The sequence below is a fragment of the Phenylobacterium sp. genome, from assembly GCF_030698145.1.
GTDB lineage: Bacteria > Pseudomonadota > Alphaproteobacteria > Caulobacterales > Caulobacteraceae > Phenylobacterium.
Genome location: NZ_JAUYNW010000025.1, coordinates 42384 through 66029 on the forward strand (window position 1 = coordinate 42384; position 23646 = coordinate 66029).

22 protein-coding genes and 1 other RNA gene are annotated in these 23646 nt (G+C 64.5%); 7 read left to right on the top strand and 16 right to left on the bottom strand.

What is annotated here, in order from left to right; all coding sequences use genetic code 11:
• Positions 1-17: 17 nt before the first annotated feature.
• The gene (gene trxA / locus Q8Q77_RS03295) at positions 18-341 is read left to right on the top strand and encodes a thioredoxin (protein ID WP_305581144.1); all 324 of its coding nucleotides are present in this window, start codon (positions 18-20) and stop codon (positions 339-341) included.
• Between the two features lie 206 nt (positions 342-547).
• Here trxA and Q8Q77_RS03300 read toward each other — a convergent pair whose 3' ends face one another.
• From Q8Q77_RS03300 to gyrA, 16 genes are all read right to left on the bottom strand, one after another.
• On the bottom strand, positions 548-1867 hold the full coding sequence (locus Q8Q77_RS03300; RefSeq protein WP_305581146.1) for a folylpolyglutamate synthase/dihydrofolate synthase family protein: 1320 nt from the start codon (positions 1865-1867) through the stop codon (positions 548-550).
• Positions 1868-1882: 15 nt separating this feature from the next.
• Positions 1883-2815, bottom strand: a complete 933-nt coding sequence (locus Q8Q77_RS03305) for an acetyl-CoA carboxylase carboxyltransferase subunit beta (protein ID WP_305581148.1) — start codon at positions 2813-2815, stop codon at positions 1883-1885.
• 6 nt (positions 2816-2821) lie between these two features.
• Complete coding sequence (gene trpA, locus Q8Q77_RS03310) at positions 2822-3655, bottom strand: tryptophan synthase subunit alpha (protein WP_305581150.1); 834 nt, start codon at positions 3653-3655, stop codon at positions 2822-2824.
• Positions 3652-4872 carry a tryptophan synthase subunit beta gene (trpB, locus tag Q8Q77_RS03315; RefSeq protein WP_305581152.1) on the bottom strand — a complete coding sequence of 407 codons (1221 nt, stop codon included), beginning with the start codon at positions 4870-4872 and terminating at the stop codon, positions 3652-3654. The genes trpA and trpB overlap by 4 nt, the downstream gene beginning before the upstream one ends.
• A gap of 7 nt (positions 4873-4879) precedes the next feature.
• Entirely contained in the window at positions 4880-5524 is a 645-nt protein-coding gene (locus Q8Q77_RS03320) for a phosphoribosylanthranilate isomerase (protein WP_305581154.1), read from the bottom strand.
• Positions 5525-5572: 48 nt separating this feature from the next.
• Positions 5573-5986, bottom strand: coding sequence for a large-conductance mechanosensitive channel protein MscL (gene mscL / locus Q8Q77_RS03325; RefSeq protein ID WP_305581155.1), 414 nt, complete (start codon positions 5984-5986; stop codon positions 5573-5575).
• A 68-nt stretch (positions 5987-6054) separates the two neighbouring features.
• Positions 6055-6339 carry an integration host factor subunit beta gene (locus Q8Q77_RS03330; protein ID WP_305581156.1) on the bottom strand — a complete coding sequence of 95 codons (285 nt, stop codon included), beginning with the start codon at positions 6337-6339 and terminating at the stop codon, positions 6055-6057.
• A 332-nt stretch (positions 6340-6671) separates the two neighbouring features.
• The gene (gene rpsA, locus Q8Q77_RS03335) at positions 6672-8384 is read right to left on the bottom strand and encodes a 30S ribosomal protein S1 (RefSeq protein WP_305581158.1); all 1713 of its coding nucleotides are present in this window, start codon (positions 8382-8384) and stop codon (positions 6672-6674) included.
• A gap of 126 nt (positions 8385-8510) precedes the next feature.
• Complete coding sequence (gene cmk, locus Q8Q77_RS03340; RefSeq protein ID WP_305581160.1) at positions 8511-9179, bottom strand: (d)CMP kinase; 669 nt, start codon at positions 9177-9179, stop codon at positions 8511-8513.
• 206 nt (positions 9180-9385) lie between these two features.
• On the bottom strand, positions 9386-9661 hold the full coding sequence (locus tag Q8Q77_RS03345; RefSeq protein WP_305581162.1) for a helix-hairpin-helix domain-containing protein: 276 nt from the start codon (positions 9659-9661) through the stop codon (positions 9386-9388).
• The gene (gene aroA, locus Q8Q77_RS03350; RefSeq protein ID WP_305581164.1) at positions 9645-10976 is read right to left on the bottom strand and encodes a 3-phosphoshikimate 1-carboxyvinyltransferase; all 1332 of its coding nucleotides are present in this window, start codon (positions 10974-10976) and stop codon (positions 9645-9647) included. Before aroA ends, Q8Q77_RS03345 begins: the two co-directional genes overlap by 17 nt.
• Before the next feature lie 19 nt (positions 10977-10995).
• On the bottom strand, positions 10996-11895 hold the full coding sequence (locus Q8Q77_RS03355; RefSeq protein WP_305581165.1) for a prephenate dehydrogenase/arogenate dehydrogenase family protein: 900 nt from the start codon (positions 11893-11895) through the stop codon (positions 10996-10998).
• Between the two features lies 1 nt (position 11896).
• A complete protein-coding gene (gene hisC / locus Q8Q77_RS03360; protein ID WP_305581166.1) occupies positions 11897-13003 on the bottom strand; it encodes a histidinol-phosphate transaminase in 1107 nt (368 codons plus the stop codon).
• Positions 13004-13024: 21 nt separating this feature from the next.
• Positions 13025-14095: a prephenate dehydratase gene (gene pheA, locus Q8Q77_RS03365; protein ID WP_305581167.1), complete on the bottom strand. Its 1071-nt coding sequence runs from the start codon at positions 14093-14095 to the stop codon at positions 13025-13027.
• Between the two features lie 63 nt (positions 14096-14158).
• On the bottom strand, positions 14159-15247 hold the full coding sequence (serC, locus tag Q8Q77_RS03370; protein WP_305581168.1) for a 3-phosphoserine/phosphohydroxythreonine transaminase: 1089 nt from the start codon (positions 15245-15247) through the stop codon (positions 14159-14161).
• A gap of 227 nt (positions 15248-15474) precedes the next feature.
• On the bottom strand, positions 15475-18093 hold the full coding sequence (gene gyrA / locus Q8Q77_RS03375; protein ID WP_305581170.1) for a DNA gyrase subunit A: 2619 nt from the start codon (positions 18091-18093) through the stop codon (positions 15475-15477).
• A 459-nt stretch (positions 18094-18552) separates the two neighbouring features.
• On the opposite strand from gyrA, the gene ompA reads away from it, so the two are divergent.
• The 6 genes from ompA to tssF all read left to right on the top strand — a co-directional run.
• On the top strand, positions 18553-19254 hold the full coding sequence (ompA, locus tag Q8Q77_RS03380) for an outer membrane protein OmpA (protein WP_305581172.1): 702 nt from the start codon (positions 18553-18555) through the stop codon (positions 19252-19254).
• 120 nt (positions 19255-19374) lie between these two features.
• Positions 19375-20070: a bifunctional 2-polyprenyl-6-hydroxyphenol methylase/3-demethylubiquinol 3-O-methyltransferase UbiG gene (ubiG, locus tag Q8Q77_RS03385; RefSeq protein ID WP_305581174.1), complete on the top strand. Its 696-nt coding sequence runs from the start codon at positions 19375-19377 to the stop codon at positions 20068-20070.
• Positions 20071-20092: 22 nt separating this feature from the next.
• On the top strand, positions 20093-20791 hold the full coding sequence (locus Q8Q77_RS03390; RefSeq protein ID WP_305581176.1) for an HAD family hydrolase: 699 nt from the start codon (positions 20093-20095) through the stop codon (positions 20789-20791).
• Positions 20792-20981: 190 nt separating this feature from the next.
• Positions 20982-21342: a transfer-messenger RNA gene (ssrA, locus tag Q8Q77_RS03395) on the top strand.
• 226 nt (positions 21343-21568) lie between these two features.
• The gene (gene tssE / locus Q8Q77_RS03400; protein WP_305581178.1) at positions 21569-22066 is read left to right on the top strand and encodes a type VI secretion system baseplate subunit TssE; all 498 of its coding nucleotides are present in this window, start codon (positions 21569-21571) and stop codon (positions 22064-22066) included.
• Positions 22063-23646: type VI secretion system baseplate subunit TssF (tssF, locus tag Q8Q77_RS03405; RefSeq protein ID WP_305581180.1), on the top strand; the 1584-nt coding region annotated here is incomplete at its 3' end. The genes tssE and tssF, both read left to right, overlap by 4 nt.

Genomic DNA, 23646 nt, shown 5'->3' on the forward strand with positions numbered 1-23646 from the left:
GCTATGAGGAGCTTTTCATGAGCACCGTGACGGTCACCGACGAGTCCTTCGACAAGGACGTCCTGCAGGCTTCCAAGCCCGTGCTGGTGGATTTCTGGGCCGAGTGGTGCGGTCCCTGTAAGCAGATCGCCCCGGCCCTGGAGCAGATCGCCGGCGAACTGGCCGGGCAGGTCACCGTGGCCAAGCTGAACATCGAGGATTCGCCGACCACCCCCTCGCGCTACGGCGTGCGCGGCATCCCCACCATGATGCTGTTCAGGGACGGCCAGATGGCCTCCATGAAGGTCGGCGCCATGCCCAAGCAGAAAATCCTCGACTGGCTGAGCGAGGCGGGGGTCTAAGGACCCTCGTCACGAGGCCTCGCGGCGCACCGTCTCCAGATGCTCCCCCTCTGGGGGAGCTGTCACCACAGGTGACTGAGGGGGACTTTGACTCTTTCCGCCGTGGATGAAACCCCCTCCGTCACGTCGCCAAAGAGGGCGACGCGCCACCTCCCCCAAATCGCGCTCCGCGCTGGGGGAGGATCTAGGGAGTTGCTGGTGCTGGCCTAACTCGGCCAGGTCTCCGGGCTCATCGCCAGCACCTCGCCGGCGAAATGCAGCCCGCCACAGATCAGGACATGCGGCGGGGGGCCGGAGCCTTCGAGCGCCCGCCGCAGTCCGTCTTCCACATCGATGACGATCTCGGCTTCGAGTCCCGCAGCCCGCGCCGCGTCGGCGAGTTCGCCGGCGTCGGCGGCGTTGGCGGAGTCGAAGGTCGTGGCGAAGACCTTGGGCTTCAGGTCCGCGAAGGGCTGGAAGAAGCCGAGCGCGTCCTTGCGGGCGAACATGGCGGCCACCAGCACCAGGGGCCGCGGATCACGGGCGACCAGGCGCCCGGCCGCCTCCGCCAGGGCCCGGCCCGCATGGGGGTTGTGGCCTCCGTCGAGCCAGAGATCGGCGCCGCGCGCCTGCGCCAGCCGGGCCATGGGCCCATCGGTCAGCCGCTGGAAGCGGGCGGGCCACACGGCCGAGGAGACCCCCTTGGCCAGGGCCGCCTCGTCGATGCGCGGATCGCCGAGCGCCAGGGCGGCGGCCACAGCCAGGCCGGCGTTGGCGAACTGGTAGCCGCCGAACAGGCTGGGGGCCGGCAGGTCGTAGAGCTGGTCTTCCATCTGCACCAGCAGCCGACCGCGCTCCTCCCAGGCGTCGAAGTCGCGGCCCATCAACGTGACCGGCGCGGAGAGCGACTCGGCCTCCGCCAGGATGACCGCCTCGCCCTCCTCGAGCTGGCGGGCGACCACCGCCGGGCGGCCGGCCTTGATGATCCCGGCCTTCTCCCAGGCGATCTTGGCCAGTTCCGGCCCCAGCATCTCCAGGTGATCGTAGTCCACCGGGGTGATCACGCTCACCGCTGGCTGATCGAAGATGTTGGTGGCGTCGAACCGGCCGCCCAGGCCCACCTCGACGATACAGAGGTCGGCCGGGGTCTCGGCGAAGGCCTGCAGGGCCAGCACCGTGGTGATCTCGAAGAAGCTGATCGGCTGGCCGGCGTTGGCGGCCTCGACCCGGTCGATCAGGTCTGAAAGCTGGGCGTCGGTGATCAGGGTCCCGGCCAGGCGGATACGCTCGGCGAAACGCACCAGGTGGGGCGACGTGATGGCATGGACCCGCAGGCCCGCCGCTTCGGCGATGGCCCGTAGATAGGCCACGGTCGAACCCTTGCCGTTGGTGCCGGCCACATGGATCACCGGCGGCAAGCATTTCTCGGGGTTTCCCAGCGCGGCCAGCAGCCGCTCGACGCGGCCGGTCGTCAGGTCGATCAGCGAAGGGTGGTGAGCGCGCAGCCGCAGGATCACCTCGTCCGAGGCGCGGATGGGGTCATACATGGCGGGAGACCCGGTCTAGGCGGCTTTGGAAGCGTTGCGTCCCATCATGAGGGTCTTGAGCAGGGAGCCCAGGACCTGGGGCAGCTCGGAGCGGACGACCACACGGTCGATCATGCCGCGTTCCACCAGGAACTCCGCGCGCTGGAAGCCGACCGGCAGGACCTCGCGGATGGTCTGTTCGATCACCCGGCGTCCGGCGAAGGCGACCATGGCGTTCGGTTCGGCCAGATGGATGTCGCCCAGCATGGCGTAGGAGGCGGTGACCCCGCCCGTGGTCGGGTCGGTGAGCACGACGATATAGGGCAGGCCCGCGGCCTTGACCTCGTTCAGCGCCAGGGTGGTGCGGGCCATCTGCATCAGGGCCAGAGTGCCCTCCTGCATCCGCGCGCCGCCCGCGGCGGTGAAGATTACGTAGGGGACCTCGCGCCGCACCGCTTCCTGGGCGGCCTTGATGAAGGCCTCGCCGACGCCGATGCCCAGCGAACCGCCCATGAAGGCGAAGTCCTGGACCGAGACGATGGCGCCCTGGCCCTTGATGGTCCCATAGGCGCTGGTCAGGGCGTCCTGGGACCCGCTGGTCTTCCGGGCCGCACGGAGGCGTTCCATGTAGGGGCGCACGTCGGGGAACTTGAGCGGGTCGTCGACCACGCCGGTCGGCGCGGCCAGCTTCTCATAGACCCCGTCGTCGAAGGTGTAGCGCAGGCGCTGGTCGGCGCCGATCCGCATGTGGCTGCCGGACGGGGTCACCCACAGGGCGGCCTCGAGGTCGGAGCGGTAGATCATCTCGCCCGTGTCGGGGCACTTCACCCACAGGTTCTCGGGCGTCTCGCGCTTGGCGACCAGATTGCGCACGCCGGGCGCGATCTTGGCGAGCCATCCGCCTCGCTCGCGGGGCCCCTGAGGACCGCCCTTGCCGGGCTTGTCGTTTCGCTGTTCAGCCATCGCCATGAGGTTCTACACCGTGAGGCTTTCGACTCGCGCGGAGCGCACAGCCTTAGCCAAGGATTCGACTTTGGAAAGAACCCGCCCGGTCACAGATTCGTTCATTGCCAAGGCGAAAGCGACCTCGTCAACGAGGGCGGAGCCCACCACGACGGCGTCGGCCACCTTGGCGATCGCCCCGGCGCGTTCCGGCGTCTTGATCCCGAAACCCACGGCGACCGGCAGGCCGGAGGCGGCGCGGACCCGGGCCACATGGGGCGCGACGGTGTCGGCGTCGGCTTCCTTCACCCCTGTCACCCCGGCCACGGACACGTAATAGACGAAGCCCGAGGTGCGGCGCACGACGATCGGCAGGCGCGCGTCGTCGGTGGTCGGCGTGGCCAGCCGGATCAGCGACAGGTGCTCGGCGTCCAGCGCGTCGGCCAGGGGATCGGCTTCCTCAGGCGGAATGTCGACGACGATCAGGCCGTCGACTCCGGCGCTCGCCATGTCGCGGGCGAAGGCCTGGAAGCCCCAGCCGATCAGCGGATTGGCGTAGCCCATCAGGATCACCGGCGTGGTGTCGTCGGTCTTGCGGAACTCGGAGACGGCGGCCAGCACGCCCCTGAGCGTCATGCCATTGGCCAGCGCCCGCTGGGCGGCGCGCTGGATCGGCGGGCCCTCGGCCATGGGATCGGAGAACGGGAAGCCCACCTCGATCAGGTCGGCGCCGGCGGCCGGCAGGCCTTTGAGGATCTCGGCCGCGGTGGCGGCGTCGGGATCGCCGGCCATCAAATAGGGGACGAAGGCCGCCCGGTTCTCCGCCTTGAGCTGAGCGAAGCGGGCCTCGATGCGGGCTTTGGTCAAATCTGGCGTCCCAGATGGGCGGCGACAGTCTCGACGTCCTTGTCGCCGCGGCCGGAGAGGTTGAGCACCACGATCCCGTCCTTGCCGACCTCGGCGCAGATCTCGGGCAGGCGGGCCAGCGCATGGGCCGACTCGATGGCCGGCAGGATGCCCTCCAGCTCGGCCAGGAGCTGGAACGCGGCCAGGGCCTCGGTGTCGGTGCAGGTCAGGTACTTGGCCCGGCCCACGTCGTGGAGCCAGGAATGCTCTGGCCCGATGCCGGGATAGTCGAGGCCGGCCGAGATCGAGTGGGCCTCGGTGATCTGGCCCTCCTTGTCCTGCAGCAGGTAGGTCTTGTTGCCGTGCAGGACGCCCGGGCGGCCGCCGTTGATCGCCGCGGCGTGGCGGTCGGTGTGCAGGCCGTCGCCGGAGGCCTCGACCCCGAAGATCTTCACGCCCTCGTCGTTGAGGAAGGGATGGAACAGGCCGATGGCGTTGGATCCGCCGCCCACGCAGGCGACGACGGCGTCGGGCAGCCGGCCCTCCATCTCCAGGATCTGCTGCTTGGTCTCGATCCCGATCACCGCCTGGAAGTCGCGGACCATCACCGGATAGGGGTGCGGGCCGGCGGCCGAGCCGATCAGGTAATAGGTGTCGTGGACGTTGGTGACCCAGTCGCGCAGGGCCTCGTTCATGGCGTCCTTCAGGGTCGCCGAGCCGGAGGTCACCGGCTCGACCTTGGCGCCCAGCAGGTTCATGCGGAAAACGTTGGGCTTCTGCCGCTCCACGTCCACAGCGCCCATATAGACCACGCAGGGCAGGCCGAAGCGGGCGCAGACGGTGGCCGTGGCCACCCCGTGCTGGCCCGCGCCGGTCTCGGCTATGATCCGGGTCTTGCCCATCTTCATGGCCAGCAGGATCTGGCCCATGCAGTTGTTGATCTTGTGCGCGCCGGTGTGGTTCAGCTCCTCGCGCTTCAGATAGATCTTGGCCCCGCCGTAGTGCTTCGTCAGGCGCTCGGCGAAATAGAGCGGGCTGGGGCGGCCCACATAGTGCTTGAGGAAGCTCTTGAGCTCGCCCTGGAAGGCCGGATCGACCTTGGCCGCCGAATAGGCGGCGTCCAGGTCGTGGACCAGCGGCATCAGGGTCTCGGGCACATAGCGTCCGCCATAGTCCCCGAAGCGGCCGGCGGCGTCCGGATAGGCCGTGTAGTCGTTGGGGGTCACAGGCGCGTTCAAATGAACCTCAGGCGCGACGGACGGCGTCAAGGAACGCCGTGATCAAGGCCGGGTCCTTTAGTCCGGGACCGCGCTCCACGCCAGAGGAAACGTCCACCATTGGCGCGCCCGACAGTCGCACGGCCTCGCTTACGTTCCAGGGGTCCAGGCCCCCGGCCAGGAACCAGGGCCGCTCGAAACGCCGTCCGGACAACAGGGTCCAGTCGAACCGCGCGCCCGCGCCGCCGGGCAGCGGATGGTCGCTGGGCGGCTTGGCGTCGAACATCAGGTGGTCGACCACGGTCTCGTAGGCGCGGGCCGCGTCGATGTCGTGGGGGCCCGCGACCGAGAGCACCTTGATCACCCCGGCGCCGGTGCGCAGGGCCACCTGGCGGGCGCGGGCGGGCGTCTCCTTGCCGTGGAGCTGGATGAAGTCGGGCCGCAGCGTCTCGACCAGCCGCTCCAGGAAGGCGTCGTCGGGATCGACCGTCACCGCCACGATCTTGGCGTTCCTGGCCCGCGCCGGCGGGGTCAGGCGCGCGGCCGTCTCGGGGTCGATGTTCCGCGGGCTCTTGTCGAAGAACAGGAAGCCCAGATGCGTCGCGCCGCCGGCCAGGGCGGCTTGCACGGTCTCGGGCGTCGACAGGCCACAGATCTTCGCGGTCACGCTCATGGACGGCGGATTAGGGGTATCGAGGCCTTGTCCGCAAGGGGCTTGGTATTAGGGGCGCGACTTCAGCAGGTCGCGGATCTCGGTCAGCAGGGCCTCGCTGGGGGTCGGGGCGGCGGCCGCCTCCGGCGCGGCGGCCTGTTCGCGGCGCATGGCGTTGACGGCCTTGACCAACAGGAACACGACCCAGGCGACGATCACGAACTGGATGACGGTGTTGAGGAAGGCGCCGTACTGGATCCCCACCAGCTCGCTGGCTTCTGTGGCCGCGTCGTCGACCCGCAGCACCCATTGCAGCTTGGAGAAGTCGAGCCCGCCGAGCGCCAGACCGATGGGCGGCATGATCACCTGGTCGACCAGGCTTCCGACGATCTTGCCGAACGAGGCGCCGATGATCACGCCGACCGCCAGATCGACGACGTTGCCGCGTGCGATGAACTCGCGAAATTCCGAGAACGTGCTCATTGTCCGACCCTCTTGATCCAGGGGCGGGAGGATCGACTTATCGGTCGCCGCAGGTCAACCGCAGCGGTCTATTCGTCGGCGTTCAGCCGCTCTCGCAGCTCCTTGCCGCTCTTGAAGAACGGCACGTGCTTGGCGCGAACCTCGACGGCCTCGCCCGTGCGCGGATTGCGGCCGGCGCGGGCGTCGCGCGAACGCACGGACAGAGCGCCGAAGCCGCGCAGTTCGACCCGTCCGTCCGTCTCCAGCGCCTGGATCATGCGTTCGAGGATCACGCCGACAACCCGCTCGATATCGCGCTGGGTCAGGTGCGGATTCTCTTCGGCGAGCCTGGCGATCAGTTCCGACTTGATCATGCCTATTTCCGAATCCCCGAGCCGCGTGGGAGCGACGGCCCTTCGAAAGTTCAACAAGAGCATCGCCTTAGCGGTCGAACTCGAAAACCACGGTAATGCTCGGGAGCGAGCGGGACCATGGTCGAGTCCCGCTGGATGTTCAAGGCGCAATCAAGGTTTACGCAACGATCTCCATGCCTTCGCCGCCGGTTTTTCGCGAACCGGGCGCCGAAGGCGCGGGGTTGAGCGCGCGCCTACCCAGAATTGCGGCGTTGCGGCGCACCCCAAAAAGAAAGCGGCGGATCGGTTTCCCGATCCGCCGCCCAGCTTCGATCCCAGGTGGGACGAGAGCTCTACTCTTTCCCGCCGGTGGCCTTCTCGCGAAGGGCCGCGCCGAGGATGTCGCCCAGCGAGGCGCCGGAGTCCGAGGACCCGAACTTCTCGATGGCTTCCTTTTCCTCGACCATCTCCAGCGCCTTGATCGACAGCGAGACGCGGCGCGCGGCCTTGTCGATGCTGGAGATCTGAGCGTCGACGCGGTCGCCCACGGCGAAGCGCTCGGGGCGCTGGTCGGCCCGGTCGCGGCTGAGGTCGGACTTGCGGATGAAGGCCGTCATCGGGGCTTCGTCGTCGCCGAACTTCACCTCGATGCCGCCCGTCGTGATCTCGGTGACGGTGACGGTGACGGTCTGCTTGGTGCGGTAGTTGTCGCCCTGCATTGGGTCGCCGGCCAGTTGCTTGATGCCCAGCGAGATGCGTTCCTTCTCGACGTCGACGTCGAGGACGCGCGCCTTGACGATGTCGCCCTTGTTGTACTTGGCGATCGCTTCTTCACCCGACACGGTCCAGTCGAGATCGCTCAGGTGCACCATGCCGTCGATGTCGTTGTCGAGGCCGATGAACAGACCGAACTCGGTCGCGTTCTTGACTTCGCCTTCGACCGTCGAGCCGACCGGATGGGTGGCCACGAAGGCGTCCCAGGGGTTGGCCATGGCCTGCTTGAGGCCCAGCGACACGCGGCGCTTGGACGGATCGACGTCCAGCACGACCACGTCGACTTCCTGGCTGGTCGAGACGATCTTGCCGGGGTGGACGTTCTTCTTGGTCCAGGACATTTCGGAGACGTGGACCAGGCCCTCGACACCGGCTTCCAGCTCCACGAAGGCGCCGTAGTCGGTGATGTTGGTGATCCGGCCGGTGAACTTCGCGCCCACCGGATACTTGGCTTCCACGCCGTCCCACGGGTCGGACTGGAGTTGCTTCATGCCGAGGCTGATGCGCTGGGTGTCCGGGTTGATCTTGACGATCTGGACCTTCACCGTGTCGCCGACCGCGAGCACCTGGCTCGGGTGGTTGACGCGCTTCCAGCTCATGTCGGTGACATGCAGCAGGCCGTCGATGCCGCCCAGGTCCACGAACGCGCCGTAGTCGGTGATGTTCTTGACCACGCCGGTCACGACGGTGCCTTCTTTCAGGGTTTCCATCAGCTTCTGGCGCTCTTCGCCCATCGACGCTTCGATCACCGCGCGGCGGGACAGGACGACGTTGTTGCGCTTGCGGTCGAGCTTGATGACCTTGAATTCCAGGGTCTTGCCTTCGAACGGGGTGGTGTCCTTGACAGGACGGGTGTCTACCAGGGAACCTGGCAGGAACGCGCGGATGCCGTTGGTCAGAACGGTCAGGCCGCCCTTGACCTTGCCATTGACGGTACCGATGACGATCTCGCCCGATTCCATTGCTTTTTCCAGAGCCAGCCACGACGCCAGGCGCTTAGCCTTGTCGCGCGACAGGATGGTGTCGCCGAAACCGTTTTCGAGCGACTCGATGGCCACGGAAACGAAGTCGCCTACCTGGACTTCCAGTTCGCCTTGGTCATTCTTGAATTCTTCGATGGGGATGAAAGCTTCGGATTTGAGGCCGGCGTTGACGATCACGAAATTGTGGTCGAGGCGCACGACTTCAGCGGAAATAACCTCGCCGGAGCGCATATCTTGACGCGACAACGATTCCTCGAAGAGCGCTGCAAAACTTTCCATACCGGTTGCTTCTGTTGTTGCTGTAGACATAGGATTTACACGAGTTAGCCAGCAGAGATCGCACCATGCGACTTAAACTGGGTTAGGTTAAACAAGGCCTGCGCCGGCAACAGGCCGGAGCAGGCACCCTTTGAAACTGCGATGATGCAAGCAGCCTCAGTTCTTCAGGTGCGCATACCATTTCAGCACTTCCTCGATGGCCTCATCGGCCGTCATGTTGGAAGTATCGAGGATACGGGCATCTTCTGCCGGAACCAGCGGGGCGATCGCGCGTTGGGTATCGCGGTCGTCGCGCGCCTGCAAATCGGACAGTAGGTCTTCCATATTAGCAGAAAACCCCTTGTCAATCAATTGCTTATATCTGCGCTGCGCGCGTGCCTGCACGCTCGCGGTCAGGTACACCTTGAGCGGTGCATGGGGGAAAATGACGGTCCCCATGTCGCGCCCGTCGGCCACCAGGCCGGGCGCCTTGCGAAAGCCCAGTTGCAAGGCGTACAGGGCTTGCCGCACGGAAGGCAATGCGGCGATTTTCGATGCCAAAGTACCAACTTCCTCGGCGCGGATGGCCTGCGTCACGTTTTCGTTGGCAAGCAGGATTTCGCCGCCCGAGAAGCTGGCCGGCAGGTGCTCGGCCAGCTTGGCCAGGGCGTGCTCGTCGTGCAGGTCGGTGTTGCGGCGCTGCGCCATGAGCGCCGTCAGGCGGTACAGGGCGCCCGAGTCGAGGTAGTGGAAACCGAGCCGGTCGGCAACCTTGTGGGCGACGGTGCCCTTGCCGGAAGCGGTCGGACCGTCGATGGTGATCACTGGAATATTGGTATGTTGCATCGAGTTTTTATTTGTTCAGTGTTTGGTTACGTCGTTTCCGCCATTGGCGAAACCGACTTCCCGCGCCCCACGTCGTTCCCGCGGAGGCGGGAACCCCATTTTTTGTGCATGCCATTGATGCCGGCTACATTGGTGTGCTACGAAATGGGGTTCCCGCCTGCGCGGGAACGACGAATTCAATGGCGACGGCATTTTCGGAGTTGGTCTTAATCCTTCCAGTTCCACCACTTGAGCTTGTCGGGCTCGGGGTCGACGGTTTTCGCGAAGTATACAGCGCATCTGGCAACGTACAGCCAGCAACGGTCAACATGGCAGCGCTGCAATTGTTCCTGGCGCTCGTACATCGCGTCCGGATCGGCACGCTTGAGGTCCTCGACCTTGCGGTAGCCCTGATCGTACAGGTCTTGCGCAATGCTGGGGCCAACGCCGGGAATGCGCTGCAGTTCCTTGAGTGCGGCTGCCTGCTCAGAATAACTCGTCATGTGCGATTCCGGCGAACGCATCGAAATACTCGGGGAAGGTCTTGGCGACGCATTTCGGGTCGTTGATGCGCATGCGGTTGCCGCGCCGCGCCTTGCCGTCCAGCGCGGCCAGCGAGAAGCACATCGCCATGCGGTGGTCGTCGTAGGTGTCGATGGTGGCCGGCAGGATCTCGGCCGGCGGCGTGATGCGGATGAAGTCAGGCCCCTCTTCCACCTGCGCGCCCAGCTTGCGCAGCTCGGTCGCCATCGCGCTCAGGCGGTCGGTTTCCTTGACGCGCCAGCTGGCGATGTTGCGCAGCGTGCTGGTGCCGTCGGCGTACAGCGCGGCCACCGCGATCGTCATCGCGGCGTCGGGGATGTGGTTGAAGTCGGCGTCGATGGCCTTGAGCACGCCGTTCGAGCGCGCCTCGATCCAGTTGTCGCCGCGGGTGATGGTCGCGCCCATCTGCTCGAGCGCTTCGGCGAAGCGCACGTCGCCCTGGATGCTGTCGCGCCCCACCCCCTGCACCCGCACCGGGCCGCCGGCGATGGCGCCGGCGGCCAGGAAGTACGAGGCCGAGGAAGCGTCGCCTTCGACGTGGATGGTGCCCGGGCTCCGGTAGCGCTGGCCCGGCTGCACGGTGAAGGAGCGCCAGCCGTCCTGCTCCACCGTCACGCCGAAGCGGCGCATCAGGTTCAGGGTGATCTCGATGTAGGGCTTGGAAATGAGTTCGCCCACCACGTCGATGCCGACTGCGTGCTCCCTGGCCATGAGCGGCGCGGCCATCAGCAGCGCGGTCAGGAACTGGCTCGACACGTTGCCGCGCACGGCCATGCGCTGCGCGTGCAGGTGCCCGGGGCGGATGCGCAGCGGCGGATAGCCTTCGACGCCGGTGTACTCGATGCTGGCGCCGACGGCATTGAGCGCGTCGACCAGGTCGCCGATCGGGCGCTCATGCATGCGCGAGACGCCGTGCAGGGTGTAGTCGCCGCCGATGACGGCCAGCGCCGCGGTCAGCGGGCGGATCGCGGTGCCCGCGTTACCCATGAACAGGTCGGCCTGACGCACCGGCAGCACGCCGTCGATCCCGTGCACCACATGGGTGTGCGCATCGACCTGCTCCCATTTCACGCCGAGCGAGTGCAGCGCGCCCAGCATCACCAGCGTGTCGTCCGAGGCCAGCAGGTCAATGATGGTGGTGCTGCCGCCGGCCAGCGCGGCCAGCAGCAAGGTGCGGTTCGAGATGCTCTTGGAACCTGGCAGGCGCACCACGCCCTCTACGTGCATGACGGGCTTGAGATCGATGTGGTCGGGATAATGTTTTTGCTGCGTCATGCTTTGGAGTCCTTCGATACTATTCGGCGCTGTCTGGCGGCGGGGCTTCGGCCGTTTCAATGGTGGCGATCCACTTCTGGCGCGCGCGCTGGGCGTTCGCGTAGACCGCCTCGATCCCGCCCGCGTCGCGCGCCGCCAGCATGGCGCGCAGTCCGTTCAATTGTGCCAGATAGGCATCGAGCTCGGACAGCAGCGCGCCCTGGTTGGCCATGCTGATGTCGCGCCACATCTCGGGTGAAGACCCGGCGATGCGGGTGAAGTCGCGAAAGCCGCTGGCCGCGTACTGGAACAGCAAGCCGGCATGCTCCTTGTTGGCGATGTCGTCGACCAGCGCGAAGGCCAGCAGGTGCGGCAGGTGGCTGACGGCGGCGAATACCTTGTCGTGCTCCGGCGCGGTGAGGCGGTGGATGATGGCGCCGCAGGCGGTCCAGGCGCCAGCGACGCGCTCGACGTCGGCCGGTGAGTTTTCGGCCAGCGGCGTGAGCACCGCCTTCTTGCCGCGGTACAGGTCGGGAATGGCGGCATCGGGGCCGTTCGACTCGCGGCCCGCGATCGGATGGCCGGGCACGAACTGCGCAACCTTGGAACCGAGCGCATGGCGCGCCGCAGCGACGACATCGGACTTGGTGCTGCCGGCGTCGGTGACGACGGTGCCAGCTTCCAGGTACGGCAGCAGCGAGGACAGGATCTTTTCGGTCTGGGCCACCGGCGCGGCGATCAGCACCAGGTCGGCCCCTTTCATCGCGTCCGCGACCGATTCGCCGATCGCGTCGATGATGCCCAGTTCCAGCGCGCGCGCCAGCACTGGCTGCGAGCGCCCCATGCCAACCACCGTGCCAACCCGGCCAGCCTGCTTGAGCGCCAGCGCGAACGAGCCGCCGATCAGCCCTACCCCGAAAATGACAACCTTGTTGAACACGTCAGCCCAGAGCCTTTTTCAGTGCGGTGATGAAGATCGCGTTTTCCTGCGGCAGGCCGATGGAAATGCGCAGCCATTGCGGCAGGCCGTAGTTGCCGACCGGGCGCACGATGACGCCCTGCTTGAGCAACGCCAGGTTCACGCGCGCACCGGCGCCGTCGTCCTGGCCCACCCGCACCAGCACGAAATTGCCGTACGACGGAACGTATTCCAGGCCCAGTTCCTCGAACGCTTCGACCAACTGGCGGTAGCCGGCCGCGTTGTTGCGCGCGCCCTGCTCCAGGAATTGCTTGTCGTTGAGGGCGGCGATGGCGGCAGCCTGCGCCAGCGAGTTGACGTTGAACGGCTGGCGAATGCGGTTCATCAGGTCGGTCGCTTCCGGCTGCGCAATGGCGAAACCGACGCGCAGCCCGGCCAGCCCGTAAGCCTTGGAGAAGGTGCGCGAGACCATCAGGTTCGGATACTTCCTGACCCACTGGGCCGATTCGAACTGCTGTTCGGGCGCCAGGAATTCGTTGTAGGCCTCGTCGAGCACCACGACCACGTTGGCCGGAACCTTGTCCAGGAAGGCTTCGATTTCAGCGGCCGGAATGAAGGTGCCGGTCGGGTTGTTCGGGTTCGCAATGAACACCAGGCGCGTGTCAGGCTCGATTGCCGCCGCCATCGCATCGAGGTCATGGCCGTACGACCTGGCAGGCACCACGATCGCGCGTGCGCCAACGCCTTGCGTGGCGAGCGCGTACACCGCGAACGAGTACTGCGCATAGACCACCGACTGGCCGCTCTGCACGAACGCGTGCGCCGCGATTTCCAGGATGTCGTTGCTGCCGTTGCCAAGCGTGATCCAGTCGGCCGGCACGTCATAGCGCTTCGACAGGGCCGCCTTCAGGTCGAAGCCGTTCGCGTCCGGATAGCGGCCCAGTTCGGCCACCGCGGCGGCCATCGCCTGCTTGCTCGACTCGGGCACGCCGAACGGGTTTTCGTTCGACGCCAGCTTGACGATGTTCGCTTCGTCGAGGCCGAATTCGCGCGCCACTTCCGCGATGGGTTTGCCGGCCTGATAAGGAGCGATTGCGCGGACGTACTCTGGACCGAATTGCTTGGACATGGTTGATCTCGAAAAAATGGTTTACAGGCTGAGCGGATAAGATCCCAGCACTTTGAAGAAAGCGGCGTTGTCTTTCAGTTCGGCGAGCGCCTTGGCGACGGCCGCATCGTGCACATGGCCTTCGATGTCGACGTAAAAATAGTATTCCCAGGTGCCGATGCGGGCCGGGCGCGACTCGAAGCGCGTCATCGACACGCCATGCCTGGCCAGCGGCGCCAGCAGGTTGTAGACCGCGCCCGCCTTGTTGGGCACCGCCAGCACCAGCGACGTCTGGTCCGCGCCGGACGGATTGGTCTGCAAATGGCCGATGATGGCAAAGCGGGTGCGGTTGTGCGGATCGTCCTGGATGTGGGCCTGCACCACGCCCAGCTTGTACTGCTCGCCCGCCATTTCGCTGGCGATCGCCGCCACGTTCGGATCCTGGCTGGCCATCAGGGCAGCCTCCGCGTTCGACGCCACGGCGCGCCGCTCGAGATTCGGGTAATGCAGGTTGAGCCACACCTGGCACTGCGCCAGTGCCTGCGAATGGGCGCATACCATGTTCACGCCGTCCATGGTGCCGGTCCTGGTCATCAGGCTGTGATGCACCGCGATCGAGACTTCGCCGCTGATGATGGTGGTGGTGCCGAGCATCAGGTCGAGCGTGCGGTTGACCGCGCCCTCGGACGAGTTTTCGACCGGGACCACGCCGAAATCGGCGGTGCCGGCTTCGGTGGCGCGGAACACTTCATCGATCGACACGCAAGGCAGTTCGTCCACTGCGCTGCCGAACTGCTGGTACACGGCCTGTTCGCTGAAGGTGCCGGCAGGCCCGAGGAAGGCCACCGTAACGCGCTTTTCCAGCGCGCGGCAAGCCGACATGATCTCGCGGAAAATCGTTTGTACCTGCTCGCCCTTCAAGGGTCCGGGATTGCGCTCGGCCACGCCGCGCAGCACCTGCGCTTCGCGCTCGGGGCGGAACACAGGCGCCTTCGTTTCGGCCTTGACGTGGCCGACTTCCTGCGCGACACGCGCGCGGCGGTTCAGCAAGTCGAGCAGTTGGGCGTCGATTGAATCGATCTGCTCGCGCAGCGGTTTGAGTTTGTCTGTCATCGTTACATCATGCTGTTATCTGGGTCGGCGCATGCGCCCCGGCGCCAGCCCCGATCAATAGGATCAGCGGCCGGCGAACTCGTTCAAATAATCGACCAGGGCTTGCACGCCCTCGATCGGCATCGCGTTGTAGATCGATGCTCGCATACCGCCGACGGACTTGTGGCCCTTCAGTTGCAGCAGGCCGCGCGCTTTTGCGCCGGCCAGGAATTTATCGTTCAGCGATTCGTCGCTCAGGTAGAACGGAACGTTCATGCGCGAGCGAAAAGGCAGCGCCACGCGGTTCTGGTAGAAGTCGTCGGCGTCCAGCGCAGCATACAGCAGCTTCGCCTTCGCGATGTTGCGCTGCTCGACCGCGGCCACCCCGCCCTGGCGCTTCAGGTGCGCGAACACCAGGCCGGCGATGTAGATGGCGTAGGTCGGCGGCGTGTTGTACATCGACTCGTGTTCGGCCACGGTCTTCCAGTCGAAGGCGGACGGGCATACCGGCAGCGAGGTGCCGAGCAAGTCTTCGCGCACGATGACCAGGGTCAGGCCGGCCGGGCCGATATTTTTTTGCGCGCCGCCGAAGATGACGCCGTATTTCGACACATCGATCACGCGCGACAGGATGTGCGAGGACATGTCGGCCACGATGGGCGTGCCGCCCGCGATCTCGGGGGCGAAGTTGTACTCCACGCCGTCGATGGTTTCGTTGGTGCAGATATGCAGGTAGGCCGCATCCGGGGTGAGCTTCCACGATTCCTGTGGCGGAACCAGCGTGAAGGCGCTTTCCTTCGACGACGCCGCCACGTTCACGTTGGCGTAGCGCGCCGCTTCCTTGAGCGACTTGCCGGACCAGGAGCCGGTGTGGACGAAATCGATGGTGGCCGGCTGCGCCTTGCGCCCCGCCAGGTTGAGCGGGACGATGGCGTTCTGGCCAAGCCCGCCGCCTTGCTGGAACAGGATCTTGTAATTGTCCGGAACGGCGAGCAGCTCGCGCAGGTCGCGCACCGCGTCCCGGTAGATCGAGATGAATTCAGGGCCGCGGTGGCTCATTTCCATTACGGACATGCCGCTGCCATGCCAGTCGAGCATCTCGGCGGCGGCCTGTTCGAGGACTTCCTTGGGCAGCACGGCCGGGCCGGCTGAGAAGTTATAGATGTGAGTCACGTGTGTTCTAGGTTTGGAGTAAAAAATGATCGGAACGTCACCGGGACGAATAAATGGGGTCGGAGTTTTTTTTCGGCCCGGTTTTATGGGGCGAAAAAAACTCCGACCCCATTTATTCGGACCGTCACCGGCGCCGACTTCGGTCCGTCAAAAAAAGGGGTCAGAGTAATTTTCGCATGAAACCGCGAAAAAAAGGCTCGGCGCCCCCCTCAACCCCATTTTTTGACTTACTCCGGGGCTGGCTCCAGGTCGACGTCTTCGAGGTCAGTTTCAACAACGCGCTGCAGGCCGGAGAGCTTGGTGCCGTCTTCCACCGCGATCAAGGTCACGCCTTGCGTGGCGCGCCCCATCTCGCGAATCTCCGACACCCTGGTACGGATCAGCACGCCGCCCGTGGTAATGAGCATGATCTCATCGCTCGCCTCAACCAGCGTCGCGGCCACCACCTTGCCGTTGCGCTCGCTGGTCTGGATCGCGATCATGCCCTTGGTACCGCGGCCATGGCGCGTGTACTCGGTGATCGGAGTACGCTTGCCGAAGCCGTTTTCGGTCGCCGTCAGCACCGACTGCTGTTCGTTTTCCGCCACCAGCAGCGCGATGACGTTCTGGCCGTCCTCGAGGTTCATGCCGCGCACGCCGCGCGCGGTACGGCCCATCGGACGCACGTCGTTTTCGTCGAAGCGCACCGCCTTGCCCGAATCCGAGAACAGCATCACGTCGTGCTGGCCGTCGGTCAGCGCGGCGCCGATCAGGAAGTCGCCCTCGTCGAGGTCGACCGCGATGATGCCGGCCTTGCGCGGATTGCGGAAGTCGTTGAGCGGAGTCTTCTTGACGGTGCCAAGGCTGGTCGCCATGAATACGTAATGGTCTTCCGGGAAGGTGCGGTTCTCGCCCGAGACCGGGAGGATCACCGTGATCTTCTCGTTATCCTGGAGCGGGAACATGTTCACGATCGGCTTGCCGCGCGAATTGCGCGAGCCCTGCGGCACTTCCCACACCTTCAGCCAGTACATGCGGCCGCGGTCCGAGAAGCACAGGATGTAGTCGTGCGTATTGGCGATGAACAGCTGGTCGATCCAGTCCTCTTCCTTGGTCGCCATGGCCTGCTTGCCGCGTCCGCCGCGTTTTTGCGCGCGGTACTCGGAGATCGGCTGCGACTTCATGTAGCCGGTGTGGGACAGCGTCACGACCATGTCCTGCGGCGTGATCAGGTCTTCCGTCTCGAGGTCGGTCGGATTCAGTTCGATGGTCGAGCGGCGCACGTCCTTGTTGCCGGCGCCGTATTCGTTCATCACCAGCGTCATCTCGTCGGTGATGATGGTGGTCACGCGCTCCGGCTTGGACAGGATGTCCAGCAGGTCGGCGATGTGCGCCATGATCTCTTTGTACTCGTTGACGATCTTGTCTTGTTCCAGACCGGTCAGGCGCTGCAGGCGCATCTGCAGGATTTCCTGCGCCTGCTCGTCGGACAGCTTGTACAGGCCGTCCTGCTGCATGCCGTAGTGCTTGGGCAGGTGCTCGGGGCGGAACGCCTCGATGCCGCCCACGGTCGCGCCTTCGGCGGTACGCAGCAGCATTTCGCGCACCAGGGACGAATCCCAGGCGCGCTGCATCAGTTCGACCTTCGCGATCGGCGGCGTAGGCGCGGCCTTGATGATGGCGATGAAGTCGTCGATGTTGGCCAGCGCAACGGCCAGGCCTTCGAGCATGTGGCCGCGTTCGCGCGCCTTGCGCAGTTCGAACACGGTGCGCCGCGTGACCACCTCGCGCCGGTGCGACAGGAAGCACTGCAGCATCTGCTTGAGGTTGAGCAGCTTCGGCTGGCCGTTCACCAGCGCCACCATGTTCATGCCGAAGGTGTCCTGCAACTGGGTCTGCTTGTACAGGTTGTTGAGGACAACTTCCGGCACTTCGTTGCGTTTCAGCTCAATGACCACGCGCATGCCCGACTTGTCGGACTCGTCGCGGATGTCGGAAATGCCCTCGAGCTTCTTGTCGCGCACGTTCTCGGCGATGCGCTCGAGCAGCGACTTCTTGTTGACCTGGTAGGGCAGCTCGTCGACGATGATCGCGATGCGCCCGCCGTCCTTGCCGTATTCCTCGAAGTGGGTCTTGGCGCGCATGACGACGCGCCCGCGCCCGGTGCGGTAACCGTCGCGCACGCCCGAGACGCCATAGATGATGCCGGCGGTCGGGAAGTCCGGTGCAGGAATCAGCTCGATCAGTTCGTCGATCGAGCAATCCGGGTTGCGCAGCACATGCAGCGCGCCGTTGATGACTTCGGTCAGGTTATGCGGCGGGATGTTGGTGGCCATGCCGACCGCGATGCCCGACGAGCCGTTGATCAGCAGGTTCGGAATGCGGGTCGGCAGGACGGTCGGCTCTTTTTCCTTGCCGTCGTAGTTGGGCTGGAAGTCGACCGTGTCCTTGTCGATGTCGGCCAGGATCTCGCCGGCGATCTTGTCGAGGCGGCACTCGGTGTAACGCATCGCCGCGGCGCTGTCGCCGTCGACCGAACCGAAGTTACCCTGGCCATCGACCAGCGTGTAGCGCAGCGAGAAGTCCTGCGCCATGCGCACCAGCGTGTCGTAGATCGAGGCGTCGCCGTGCGGGTGGTACTTACCCATGGTTTCGCCGACCACGCGCGCGCACTTTACATACGGCCGGTTGTACACATTGTTCATTTCGTGCATCGCGAACAGGACCCGGCGGTGCACCGGCTTCAAGCCGTCGCGCACATCAGGCAAGGCACGGCCCACGATCACGCTCATGGCGTAATCGAGGTAGCTCTTGCGCATCTCTTCTTCGAGGGAAATTGGGATTGTTTCTTTTGCGAATTGATCCATTGGCGGGTCGGCTGATCTCAGGCTGTGGTTATGTTATCGGTACGCAAACTGTATGCATTGCGGCATGACAGAGCCTGCCGGACCAACGTGCCGCCCCATGTGGGGCAAACCGCTGAACTGATCGACAGACAAGCGGGGGATTTTAGCATGCGCGCCATAGCAGCAGCGTAATTCCTCAAAACCGGCCAGGAGCATGAAACCGCGCTTCGAATCTGTGTTGTCAAGCACGGAACATTCCCAACAACATCATGTTGCACGAAAACAACGTCAGTTGCGTGAATAGAGGCCGTTCGATTTAACCGGCGTCGTGATATTTCGCATGATGTGGCAGAATGATTACGAGTTAATTGCCTGTTTCGCAATGCAAAACAGTCATTGTCTGCCGGGATGTTATTATCTTGATCAGATACAAAAAGTTGCGCAGATTGCTGCGGATATCACCCCCGAAAGGAAAACAATATGAAGAACCTTACAACGCTCGTGCTCGCAGCCTGCGCGGCGATCGCCGGCAGCGCGTTCGCCCAGAACGCACCTCTTACAACCGACATCCAGGCGGCCAAGCCACACAGCGCCTACGTGCAGGATTCGCGCGGCGTCATCGTGCGCAATTCCACCGGCCTGTGCTGGCGCACCGGCTACTGGACCCCGGCCGATGCCGTTCCAGGCTGCGACGCGCCACTGTGCGTGGCCCCGGAGACCCTGGTTGACGGCAAGTGCGTGGCACCACCGCCACCACCGGCACCGCCAGTAGTCGCGCCGCCTGCGCCTGCAGTAGTGCCCGCACCGGCGGCGCCAGTACCGACCTCGGAAAAGGTCAGCTACTCGGCTGACGCATTCTTCGACTTCGACAAGGCAGTGCTCAAGAAGGAAGGCAAGGCCAGCCTGGACGACCTGACCTCCAAGCTGCAAGGCGTGAACCTGGAAGTGATCATCGCCGTTGGCCACACCGATGCGATCGGCACCGACGCCTACAACCAGAAGCTGTCGATTCGCCGCGCCGAAGCCGTCAAGGCCTACCTGCAGTCCAAAGGCGTTGAAGCGAACCGCATCTACACCGAAGGCAAGGGCGAGAAGCAACCGGTAGCGGACAACAAGAGCTCCGCAGGGCGCGCCAAGAACCGTCGCGTTGAAATCGAAGTGGTTGGTACGCGCAGCAAATAAAGCGCGCCCGCTGTGCGCCCCGTGCGCACAGCCGAACGTGCCTGCACTGACCCCGCTTCGGCGGGGTTTTTTTATGCTCGCGTCCGTCGCGCTTGCTAAATTCCCGCTATTATTCCGCCTATGAACGCAGACCCACTCGAAATCCAGAAATTTAGCGAACTTGCCCACCGCTGGTGGGATCCCACGTCCGAATTCCGCCCCCTCCACGAGATCAACCCGCTGCGCCTTGAATGGATCAACGCACGCGCGCCGCTGGCCGGCAAGAACGTGATCGACATCGGCTGCGGCGGCGGCATCCTGGCCGAGTCCATGGCCAAAAAAGGCGCCAAGGTGACCGGCATCGACCTGTCGGAAAAAGCGCTCAAGGTGGCCGACCTGCACAGCCTCGAATCGGGCGTGCAGGTGCGCTACCAGCTGATCGCCGCCGAAGACATGGCCGCGCAGGAAGCCGGCCAGTACGACGTGGTCACCTGCATGGAAATGCTCGAGCACGTGCCCGATCCCGCAGCGATCGTGAAGGCCGCAGCCACCCTGGTCAAACCGGGCGGGCAAGTATTCTTCTCGACCCTGAACCGCAACCCGAAGGCCTACCTGTTTGCGATCGTCGGGGCCGAATACCTGCTGCGCATGCTGCCCAAGGGCACCCACGACTACGCCAAGTTCATCACGCCGGCCGAGCTGTCGCAGTACGTGCGCGAAGCCGGCCTGCAGGTCGAGGCGCTCAAGGGTCTCGGCTACAACCCGCTGACCAAGGTCTACTCGCTGAACCACGATACCAGCGTCAACTACATGGTAGCCTGCAGCCGCCCGCTGTAAAGCGCCCAGCCGTCAAGACCATATGAACCGCCCCACCCTGCTGCAGGCACCGCGTGCCATCCTGTTCGATCTTGACGGCACGCTGGCCGACACCGCGCCCGACCTGGCCGCGGCGGTCAACCTGCTGCGCACCGAGCGCGGGCTCGAGCCGACGCCCTATGCCGTGCTGCGCCCGACCGCCTCGGCCGGCGCACGCGGCATGATCGGCGCCGCCTTCGGGCTCACGCCCCAGGACGCCGGCTACGAAGAGCTGCGGGTGCAATGGTTCAACCACTACCAGGCCGCAATGGCGGTGCACAGCACCCTGTTTGAGGGCGTGCCCGACCTGCTGGCCGGCATTGCCGACGCCGGCATGGCATGGGGCATCGTCACCAACAAGCCAGCGCGCTTTACCGACCCGCTGATACCGCAGATCGGCCTGCAGCACGCCGGCTGCATCATTTCCGGCGACACCACCGCACACGCCAAGCCGCACCCGGCCCCGTTGTTCGAAGCCGCGCGCCGCCTGGGGCTCGCCCCCGAACAATGCTGGTACGTGGGCGACGACCTGCGCGACGTCGAAGCCGGGCGCGCCGCCGGCATGGTGACGGTCGCGTGCAACTGGGGCTATTGCGGTTCGGTGGAACCGTTAAGCTGGGGCGCCGACTACCGGCTCGACACCCCGTTCGCGCTGCTCGACACCATCCGCGACGTGCTCACGCAAGCCGAATTGATCTCGTAGGGGCGCGCGCACCTGCCCGGCCGGCCTGCCTGCCAACATTGCTGAACCTTAACTGAACTGCGTTGTCCAATGAAGCGCCAGTCGGAAACGTGCCAAAAATACAAGCGCAGACAGACAAAGTTGAGCCACCGCAAGTAATTACATACGCTCTGCACCCGCTGACCGATTGCGTTACAATGGAGTTCTGTTTGGGGGCGACCTGGTTTCGACGTGGGTTGCAAAGCAGTGCAGGGCATACCGAGGACTGGTTACCTCGTAAATACATCCAGAAAAAACTTAACTGCAAACGATAACTCGTACGCACTGGCAGCTTAATCGCTGTTAGCTCTACAACACCTCGTCCCTGGGGTGGGCCGTCAAAAGCTGTAGAGTCATTTACAGGGACTCGTGTAGTACCGGGTCACTTGGTATTGCACTAAATCTAAGGTGACTCGCCTTTACGAAGCGTGCACGTCCGCGTCGTCGGGGTTAAATCAAATGACAGTGCTAAGTATGTAGAACTGTCTGTAGAGTGCTTGCGGACGCGGGTTCGATTCCCGCCGCCTCCACCAACGCATGCCAAAAAACCACCCATTGGGTGGTTTTTTTTCGTCAGGGCCAACGGATGGCGGGGATCGAACCCGCGGCGATTTCTTGCCTTTCCCCTCCACCAACTCATTGTCTCGAAACAAGCGCGTTTCAACAGTTGCGCAAACGCAAATTGCCGAATAACAAGGGGACAATAATGGTATTTCCGCGCACACACACCGTGCTGCGCGACATCGCATGGAGGTCGCCTTGGCGCAATTGTTTACGGCTGGCTTTCTCGACCGCCTTCTCGACGACCCCGGCGAACACACGCGCGCCGGCCACGGCGTCGACCTGACCCTGGCGCAGTTCAAGAGTGGCATCGCGCGTGACCTGGAGGCGCTGCTCAATACCCGCACGGCCATTTCGCGCGAAGCCCTGGCCGGCTATCCAGAATGCAGCAACTCCATCCTGAATTATGGCTTGAGCGATTTTTCGCACCTGTGCCTTGGCAGCAGCGTTGACCGGGACACGATCTGCGCGGCCGTGAAGGTGGCGATCGAGCGGCACGAACCGCGGCTCAGCAACGTCAGCGCGTCATTGCGCATCGCGCCTGGCTCCACCTACCGGGTCGACCTTGTCATTTCCGCCATGTTGCAGACCCAGGCGGCGAGCGAGCCGGTTCAGTTCGACGCCCAGCTCGACTCCGCAACCCAGCAATACTCGATTCAGACTCCAGGCGCAGTAACACAGGCTGAAACGGCATGACGACGGACCAGCTGCTTCCCTACTTCGAACGTGAGCTGGTCGCGTTTCGGGCCCTCAGTCGCGAGTACGCGGCGAACTATCCAAGGATAGCCAGCAACCTGCACATGAGCGGCGACATGAGCGGCGATCCGCACGTCGAGCGCATGATCGAGGCGTTCGCCCTGATTGCCGCGCGCATGTCGAAACGGCTCGACGACGACTACCCCCAATTTACCGAATTGCTGCTCGACGTGCTGATGCCGCACTACCTGGGCTCGTTTCCATCGACTGCCATCGCGCATCTTGACATCAGCGCCGCCAATAAAGCCGAAATGACAGAGGTAAAGACAATCCCGCGCGGCACGGAACTGGTCTCCGCTCCCATTCAAGGCGTGCCCTGCACATTCCGCACCGCGTACGACATTACCGCAGCGCCGGTCATGCTGACGGCCGCGCGCTTCGATGTCGTCATGAACGCCCCGGGCGCCGTGCGCCTTCCGGCGGACGTCACCTCCGGAATCCGCATCACCCTTGAAGGCGCATCATCCAAGATGGGGCTTGCCCAGATGAAGCTGAAGGCATTGCGCGTGTTCATCGACGGTGAGCCCTCGTTTTGCGCAGCCATGCGCGACGCCCTTTTCATGCAGACCGTTTGCGCCTATGTCGACGTTGGCGATGGCCAGTGGAAGCGCCTTCCGGCCATCCCCATTGCGCCCGTCGGCTTCGCAGAAGGCGATGCCCTGATTCCCTTCCCTGCCCGTTCGCACCCGGCTTACATTGTGCTGACCGAATACTTTGGCTGTCCGGACAAGTTCAATTTTTTCGACATCGACCTGGCCGCCCTGACCAAACATCTGCCGCCGGACGGCCAGCGCCTGACGCTCCATTTGGCAGTAACCGGCATGCGCGTCGACGCCGACGTCGCCCGCATGCTCGCCAGCCTGTCGCCGGCCAATCTGCTGCTTGGCTGCGCGCCGGTCGTCAATCTGTTCAAGAAGCCGGGCGTGCCAATCACCCTCACCCACCAGAGCGCCGACTACGCCATCCTGGCCGATGCGATTCATGCGCGCTCCTTCGAGGTCTATACGGTCGACTCGGTGCAGTTGATGCGCCAGTCGGAACGCGACCAGGCGGTGACGGAGTTCCGGCCCTTCTACGCCTTGAACCACGGCGAAAGCGACGGGCGAAAGGGGCATTATTATGTGGTGCGGCGCGACGAGGCACTCCTGCTTCGAAGCCCCGGACACGAACGAAGGATCAGCTTTGTCGATATCGACTTCAAGCCGCTGGCCATCGAAAAAGTAACCGTCTCCCTTGACCTCACCTGCAGCAACCGCGCACTGCCGACGAAATTGAACGGCGGGCGCGAAGGCGGCGATCTCTTTCCACCAGCCAGTTTCGGCGGCAATCCCATTCGCCTGTTGCGCAGGCCAAGTGCCCCGCGCCGGTTCGCGTGGGGCCACGGAACGCAATGGCGCCTCATCTCGCACCTGAGCTTGAATCACCACTCGCTGGTCCAGGAAGGACTTCCCGCGTTTCGCGAAATGCTCACCTTGTACGACCTGTCCCAGTCTGCCATCTCGCAGCGCCAGATCCGCGGC

Excerpts from the sequence above, each read along its gene's own strand:
- Q8Q77_RS03390 (WP_305581176.1), top strand. The coding sequence starts at position 20,093 with ATGAACCGCCCCACCCTGCTGCAGGCACCGCGTGCCATCCTGTTCGAT.
- rpsA (WP_305581158.1), bottom strand. The coding sequence starts at position 8,384 with ATGTCTACAGCAACAACAGAAGCAACCGGTATGGAAAGTTTTGCAGCG.
- hisC (WP_305581166.1), bottom strand. The coding sequence starts at position 13,003 with ATGTCCAAGCAATTCGGTCCAGAGTACGTCCGCGCAATCGCTCCTTAT.
- Q8Q77_RS03300 (WP_305581146.1), bottom strand. The coding sequence starts at position 1,867 with ATGTATGACCCCATCCGCGCCTCGGACGAGGTGATCCTGCGGCTGCGC.
- cmk (WP_305581160.1), bottom strand. The coding sequence starts at position 9,179 with ATGCAACATACCAATATTCCAGTGATCACCATCGACGGTCCGACCGCT.
- aroA (WP_305581164.1), bottom strand. The coding sequence starts at position 10,976 with ATGACGCAGCAAAAACATTATCCCGACCACATCGATCTCAAGCCCGTC.
- Q8Q77_RS03330 (WP_305581156.1), bottom strand. The coding sequence starts at position 6,339 with ATGATCAAGTCGGAACTGATCGCCAGGCTCGCCGAAGAGAATCCGCAC.
- trxA (WP_305581144.1), top strand. The coding sequence starts at position 18 with ATGAGCACCGTGACGGTCACCGACGAGTCCTTCGACAAGGACGTCCTG.
- gyrA (WP_305581170.1), bottom strand. The coding sequence starts at position 18,093 with ATGGATCAATTCGCAAAAGAAACAATCCCAATTTCCCTCGAAGAAGAG.
- Q8Q77_RS03320 (WP_305581154.1), bottom strand. The coding sequence starts at position 5,524 with ATGAGCGTGACCGCGAAGATCTGTGGCCTGTCGACGCCCGAGACCGTG.
- Q8Q77_RS03345 (WP_305581162.1), bottom strand. The coding sequence starts at position 9,661 with ATGACGAGTTATTCTGAGCAGGCAGCCGCACTCAAGGAACTGCAGCGC.
- mscL (WP_305581155.1), bottom strand. The coding sequence starts at position 5,986 with ATGAGCACGTTCTCGGAATTTCGCGAGTTCATCGCACGCGGCAACGTC.
- Q8Q77_RS03305 (WP_305581148.1), bottom strand. The coding sequence starts at position 2,815 with ATGGCGATGGCTGAACAGCGAAACGACAAGCCCGGCAAGGGCGGTCCT.
- pheA (WP_305581167.1), bottom strand. The coding sequence starts at position 14,095 with ATGACAGACAAACTCAAACCGCTGCGCGAGCAGATCGATTCAATCGAC.
- ubiG (WP_305581174.1), top strand. The coding sequence starts at position 19,375 with ATGAACGCAGACCCACTCGAAATCCAGAAATTTAGCGAACTTGCCCAC.
- ompA (WP_305581172.1), top strand. The coding sequence starts at position 18,553 with ATGAAGAACCTTACAACGCTCGTGCTCGCAGCCTGCGCGGCGATCGCC.